The 4,206-nt window shown below is 66.3% G+C and carries 6 protein-coding genes and 2 pseudogenes; 4 read left to right on the top strand and 4 right to left on the bottom strand.

All coding sequences use genetic code 11. The annotated features are described in order from the left end of the window. Positions 1 to 93: 93 nt before the first annotated feature. From AB0E90_RS51405 to AB0E90_RS51420, 4 genes and pseudogenes are all read right to left on the bottom strand, one after another. Positions 94 to 441 (bottom strand): annotated as a pseudogene (locus AB0E90_RS51405) (transposase); the annotation flags it as partial. Positions 442 to 677: 236 nt separating this feature from the next. Then, positions 678 to 1,085, bottom strand: coding sequence for a hypothetical protein (locus tag AB0E90_RS51410; protein ID WP_360421147.1), 408 nt, complete (start codon positions 1,083 to 1,085; stop codon positions 678 to 680). Beyond that, positions 1,082 to 1,915 carry an IS5 family transposase gene (locus AB0E90_RS51415; protein ID WP_360421156.1) on the bottom strand — a complete coding sequence of 278 codons (834 nt, stop codon included), beginning with the start codon at positions 1,913 to 1,915 and terminating at the stop codon, positions 1,082 to 1,084. The genes AB0E90_RS51410 and AB0E90_RS51415 overlap by 4 nt, the downstream gene beginning before the upstream one ends. A gap of 180 nt (positions 1,916 to 2,095) precedes the next feature. Beyond that, positions 2,096 to 2,262, bottom strand: a pseudogene (locus AB0E90_RS51420) (transposase); the annotation flags it as partial. A gap of 401 nt (positions 2,263 to 2,663) precedes the next feature. On the opposite strand from AB0E90_RS51420, the gene AB0E90_RS51425 reads away from it, so the two are divergent. The 4 genes from AB0E90_RS51425 (at position 2,664) to AB0E90_RS51440 (ending at position 4,126) form a co-directional block, all read left to right on the top strand. Further along, a complete protein-coding gene (locus AB0E90_RS51425) occupies positions 2,664 to 2,996 on the top strand; it encodes an STAS domain-containing protein (protein WP_360421149.1) in 333 nt (110 codons plus the stop codon). A 100-nt stretch (positions 2,997 to 3,096) separates the two neighbouring features. Then, the gene (locus tag AB0E90_RS51430; protein ID WP_360421151.1) at positions 3,097 to 3,525 is read left to right on the top strand and encodes a hypothetical protein; all 429 of its coding nucleotides are present in this window, start codon (positions 3,097 to 3,099) and stop codon (positions 3,523 to 3,525) included. Beyond that, complete coding sequence (locus AB0E90_RS51435; protein ID WP_360421153.1) at positions 3,519 to 3,752, top strand: helix-turn-helix transcriptional regulator; 234 nt, start codon at positions 3,519 to 3,521, stop codon at positions 3,750 to 3,752. The genes AB0E90_RS51430 and AB0E90_RS51435 overlap by 7 nt, the downstream gene beginning before the upstream one ends. Beyond that, on the top strand, positions 3,749 to 4,126 hold the full coding sequence (locus tag AB0E90_RS51440; protein WP_360421155.1) for an alcohol dehydrogenase catalytic domain-containing protein: 378 nt from the start codon (positions 3,749 to 3,751) through the stop codon (positions 4,124 to 4,126). Before AB0E90_RS51435 ends, AB0E90_RS51440 begins: the two co-directional genes overlap by 4 nt. The last annotated feature ends 80 nt before the right edge of the window (positions 4,127 to 4,206 follow it).

A 4,206-nucleotide genomic window follows, 5' to 3' on the forward strand; every position in this document is an offset into this window, starting at 1 on the left:
CTCCGGCGGGAACGCTTTCGGCATGGGATACATCCTCCCAGCGAGGACTCACGTCCTCACAGGTCAGGAGTCAACCGAACCGGGGGCAGTCCCGATCGATGCGGTTGGTTCGGTGGCGCGTCCGTGGTGGTCGCGGACGAGTCCGGTGAGTTGATAGTTGAGTTCTGTGAAGATCCCTTCCTTGCTCCATAACGCGAAGTAGCCGTAGACCGTCGCGTGTGGAGGGAAGTCATGGGGCAGGTAACGCCAGGCGATGCCGGTGCGGTTGACGTAGAGGATCGCGTTGAAGATCTCGCGTAGGTCGTGGGTGGGGGTGCGGCCCTTGACGCCGATGTTGGTGCGGGCGTCGGTGCGGGTTTGGCGCCAGGCGGTCAGCCGGGGTGCGATCAAGGCCCAGCGGGCGTCGGACAGGTCGGACGGGTACGCGCGGCGGTCGGTCATTCTCCTGGCATATGGTGAGGTCAGGCTGTCATGAGGACGCTGAGTCCGTCGATTCCGTGCTGAAAGTCAATCAAACACGATCGAGTTACTAAAAGGCGCGATTCATCGCAGATGGAAAGCGGTTGATAGGGCGATTCGGTCGGATCGGCCAGGCGGCGCCACATTCGCCCGTCTCCGAGCCAGTCATAACGCCATCAAGGCTAATGAAACGTCCAGTCAGAGGTTGGTCCGGGAGGTTATGTCCGTTCCGGGGTGAGGGCGAATAGGCCGGGTTGGGTCTCGGTCAGGATGCGCCGGTTGACCAGGCGTTTCAGCTTGGCGCGGATGCCTTCGGTGTCCTTGGGTTCGGTGCCGATGCCCAGGGCGCAGCAGACGTCTTTCGCGCGCAGGGTGCCGCGGTCGGCGGTGAACACGGCGAGGATCTGCTGGTAGGGCTCGCTGATGATGGCCGGCTCGGATGCGGTCACCTCGTGTTCGAGGATCTTGGTCAGGGTCTGGCGGGTGGTCGCCAGGTCAGCCAGCTCGGACTCGATGGCGGCCACCTCGGCGGCGAGCTTGGCCTGCTGCTCGTGCAGTTTATCGAGCGCGGCGGACGCGGCGGTTTCACGGGCGGCGATCAGGTCGAGGACGGTGATCGTGTTCATGCCGGGTCCCGCCAGCACGGTGTGCTGGTGCCGGTCAGCCGGCGCACGAGGTTGGCCGCCGAGGCCCACAACGTGCGTGACACCGACGATTCCGGGCGGCTCTCGTACTCACGGACCAGGCGCCGGTGCAGCATCAACGTGCCGTTGACCTGCTCGACCACCCACCGCTTCGCGACCGGCACGAACCCCGGCCGGGTGTCGGATCGCTTGACCACCTCAACATCGACACCGAGCAGGGCGCCGTGGATGCCCAGGTCGTGCTTGAACCCGGCGTCCACCCAGGCCCGGGTAACGGTCGGGGTGTGCTCGACGACCTTGTCCAACAGCCGCACACCGATCACGGTGTCGGTGACCGACGCCGCGGTCACCACCACCGCGATGATCAACCCGAGCGCGTCCACCGCCAGCCCCCGTTTGCGTCCCGGCACCTTCTTACCGGCGTCCTTGCCCGTGGTCGCGGCCGGAACATGATTCGCAGCCCTAATCGACTGAGTGTCCAGAATGATCGCGGACGGATCCTCCCGGCGGCCGGCCTTCTCCCTGGCCTGGCAGCGCAGCAGATCATGGATCGCCTGGTCGGTGCCGTCGTCACGCCACAACGCGAAGTAGTAGTACGTCGCGGACTTCGGCGGCAGGTCATGCGGCAGATACGCCCACTGACAACCGGTCCGGTTCTGATAGAAGATCGAGTTCAGGACCTCCCGCAACGAGTAGCGGCCCTGATGCCCCGACACCGACGGATGCCTCGCTTTCCACGCATCCAAGAACGGACCCACCACCGCCCACTGCTCATCGGTGAGGTCACTGGGATACGCCTTCCGCTCGCCCATGCCCAGCTCAACCGGCACACCCGCCAGCCGGACACCGGCCCGGCTCGAACGTCACGACATCGAGCGATGACGAACTACGGAAACCTAACAAACCGTCCTCTCAGGCTTCGACCGGACCGCTGCGACGGCCCGGCGGGAAGTTCTCTCACCCTCCTCGATCAATCAGCGCCCCGTGGCGCACAGCTCCGCCGCGAAGAAACTCGCCGCGGACTTCAGGATCTGGTTCGCCCGGCGCAGCTCACGATTCTCACGTTCCAACGCGGCGAGACGTTCCGCATCGCTGCTGGTGGTGCCCGGCCGGTCACCGGCGTCGGTCTCGGCCTTCTTCACCCAGGTCCGCAACGCTCCGGATGAACCCCGAGCGACCCCGCGATCCGCCGGATCGCGCCGACCGCGGACGCCGGATCCCGCCGGGCCTCGACCGCCAACCGGGTCGCACGCTCACGCAGCTCATCGTTGTACTTCTTCGGTGCAGGCATCGCCGGTGTTCTCCAGGTTTCGATGTCTCCATCTAACCCGGGGCGAAACACCTCCGTCTGCCCCCGAGCCGACGGACCAAGCTACGAACTCCACCGAGCCGCATCACCGGCGAGCCGACCAATCGTCCTCTCCGGACGGCGCTGAACGGACAAGGCTACTTGTCATCTGAGCGCGGAAGTTCTGGTCCTTGATCGTCACAAAGCCGGTGCAGTGTCGAAGGTATGACGCCGGTCGCGACGAGACGACCGCCGAGTTGGAGGGACCTACGATGACGTATCGGATCAACACCCACCGGATCCCCGAGCCCGCGATGGTGATCGCCATCGAGCCACAGGGCGAGATCGGTTCCGACGAAGCCGTCGATCTCCTCGAAGCCCGGTTCCGCATGGTCCTGGCGGCCACGCGACCGGAACGCATCGTCGTGGACCTCCAGGCCGTCCCGTCGATCTCCCATGCCGGACTCGACGCCCTGCGATACGGATCCGACCGTGCTGCCGCCAACGACGCCAGTGTCGTGGTCGTGCACCCCGCACCCGAGGTGCGGGAGCAACTCCGCCGCCACGGGCTCACGGATCTCGTGGACGGATCCGTCCAGCGGTAGCCGCACGCGACCACAGCCCGATGTAATGCTTTCTAGACACTGGGTCAAAGATTCGCCGCCTTCGTCATGTCGAAGATTTCTGACACCCGAAGGGCCGGTCATGACTCACGACGAGAAACGCGCGTGGATCAGGTTGATCGTCGCCGTGCTCGGCTACTCGGCTTACCTCGCCGTCCTCGCGAGCCGCGCCGGCGGCCATCCGCTGTCCGCGGTGCCCTACGCGGGCGTCCTGCTCTGGACGGTCGGCGCGGCCATCGTCGCATCGATCCTGGCCGAGATCGGCATGGCGGTCGTGGTGCCGGGAGCATCTCGCGCCATCGACGAACACGACCGGGAAATCGGCCGGCTCGGCGACCACGTCGGCCAGTCGTTCGTCGTGATAGGTGCGGTCGCCGCGATGCTCATGGCGATGGCCGGCTGGGACCGGTTCTGGATCGCCAACGTGATCTACCTCTGCTTCGTCCTGTCGGCCGTCCTGGGCGGTGTCACCAAGGTGGTCGTCTACCGCCGGAGCCTGCCGCAGTGGTGAAGCCGACGCGGGTCACCAACCACATCCGCGCACTGCGCTTCGCGCACGGCGAGATGACCCAGGCCGCGCTGGCCGAGCGCATCGGCGTGACCCGGCAGACCCTGATCGCCATCGAGCAGGGCCGCTACTCACCCACCCTGGAGACGGCCTTCCGGATCGCCAGAGTGTTCCGGGTCCCGCTCGACGACGTGTTCGGCTACCCCGACATTCACGAGGAGACGCCGTGAAGGCGATTACCCGTAGCCGGTACGGTCCGGCCGACGTGCTCGAGCTCCGTGACATCGACCCGCCGCAGGTCGGCGAGGGCGAGGTCCTCGTGCGGGTACACGCCGCGGCCGTCGACCCGGGCGTGTGGATCTTCATGACCGGCCGTCCCCTGGCCGTGCGTCTCGCGACCGGGCTTCGCCGGACAAGGGTGCCGGTCCTCGGCCGGGCCGTGGCCGGCGTGGTGGCCGCGGTCGGCACCGGCGTGACACGCCTGCACCCGGGCGACGAGGTCTTCGGCACGTGCCAGACCGGCTCGCTCGCCGAGTTTGCCACGGCGCGCCAGGACCGGTTGGCGGCCAAGCCTGCCAACCTCGCCTTTAGGGCCCGACGATGAATTAGCTGGTTGGTTCGAGGTTGATTGTCTGGTTTCGTAAGGTTTCGGGGATCAGTCCAGGGTGGATGACGTAGTTCCAC

The sequence above is a fragment of the Actinoplanes sp. NPDC026619 genome (assembly GCF_040638295.1).
Taxonomy (GTDB): Bacteria; Actinomycetota; Actinomycetes; order Mycobacteriales; family Micromonosporaceae; genus Actinoplanes.

Excerpts from the sequence above, each read along its gene's own strand:
- AB0E90_RS51425 (WP_360421149.1), top strand. The coding sequence starts at position 2,664 with ATGACGTATCGGATCAACACCCACCGGATCCCCGAGCCCGCGATGGTG.
- AB0E90_RS51430 (WP_360421151.1), top strand. The coding sequence starts at position 3,097 with ATGACTCACGACGAGAAACGCGCGTGGATCAGGTTGATCGTCGCCGTG.
- AB0E90_RS51410 (WP_360421147.1), bottom strand. The coding sequence starts at position 1,085 with ATGAACACGATCACCGTCCTCGACCTGATCGCCGCCCGTGAAACCGCC.
- AB0E90_RS51415 (WP_360421156.1), bottom strand. The coding sequence starts at position 1,915 with ATGGGCGAGCGGAAGGCGTATCCCAGTGACCTCACCGATGAGCAGTGG.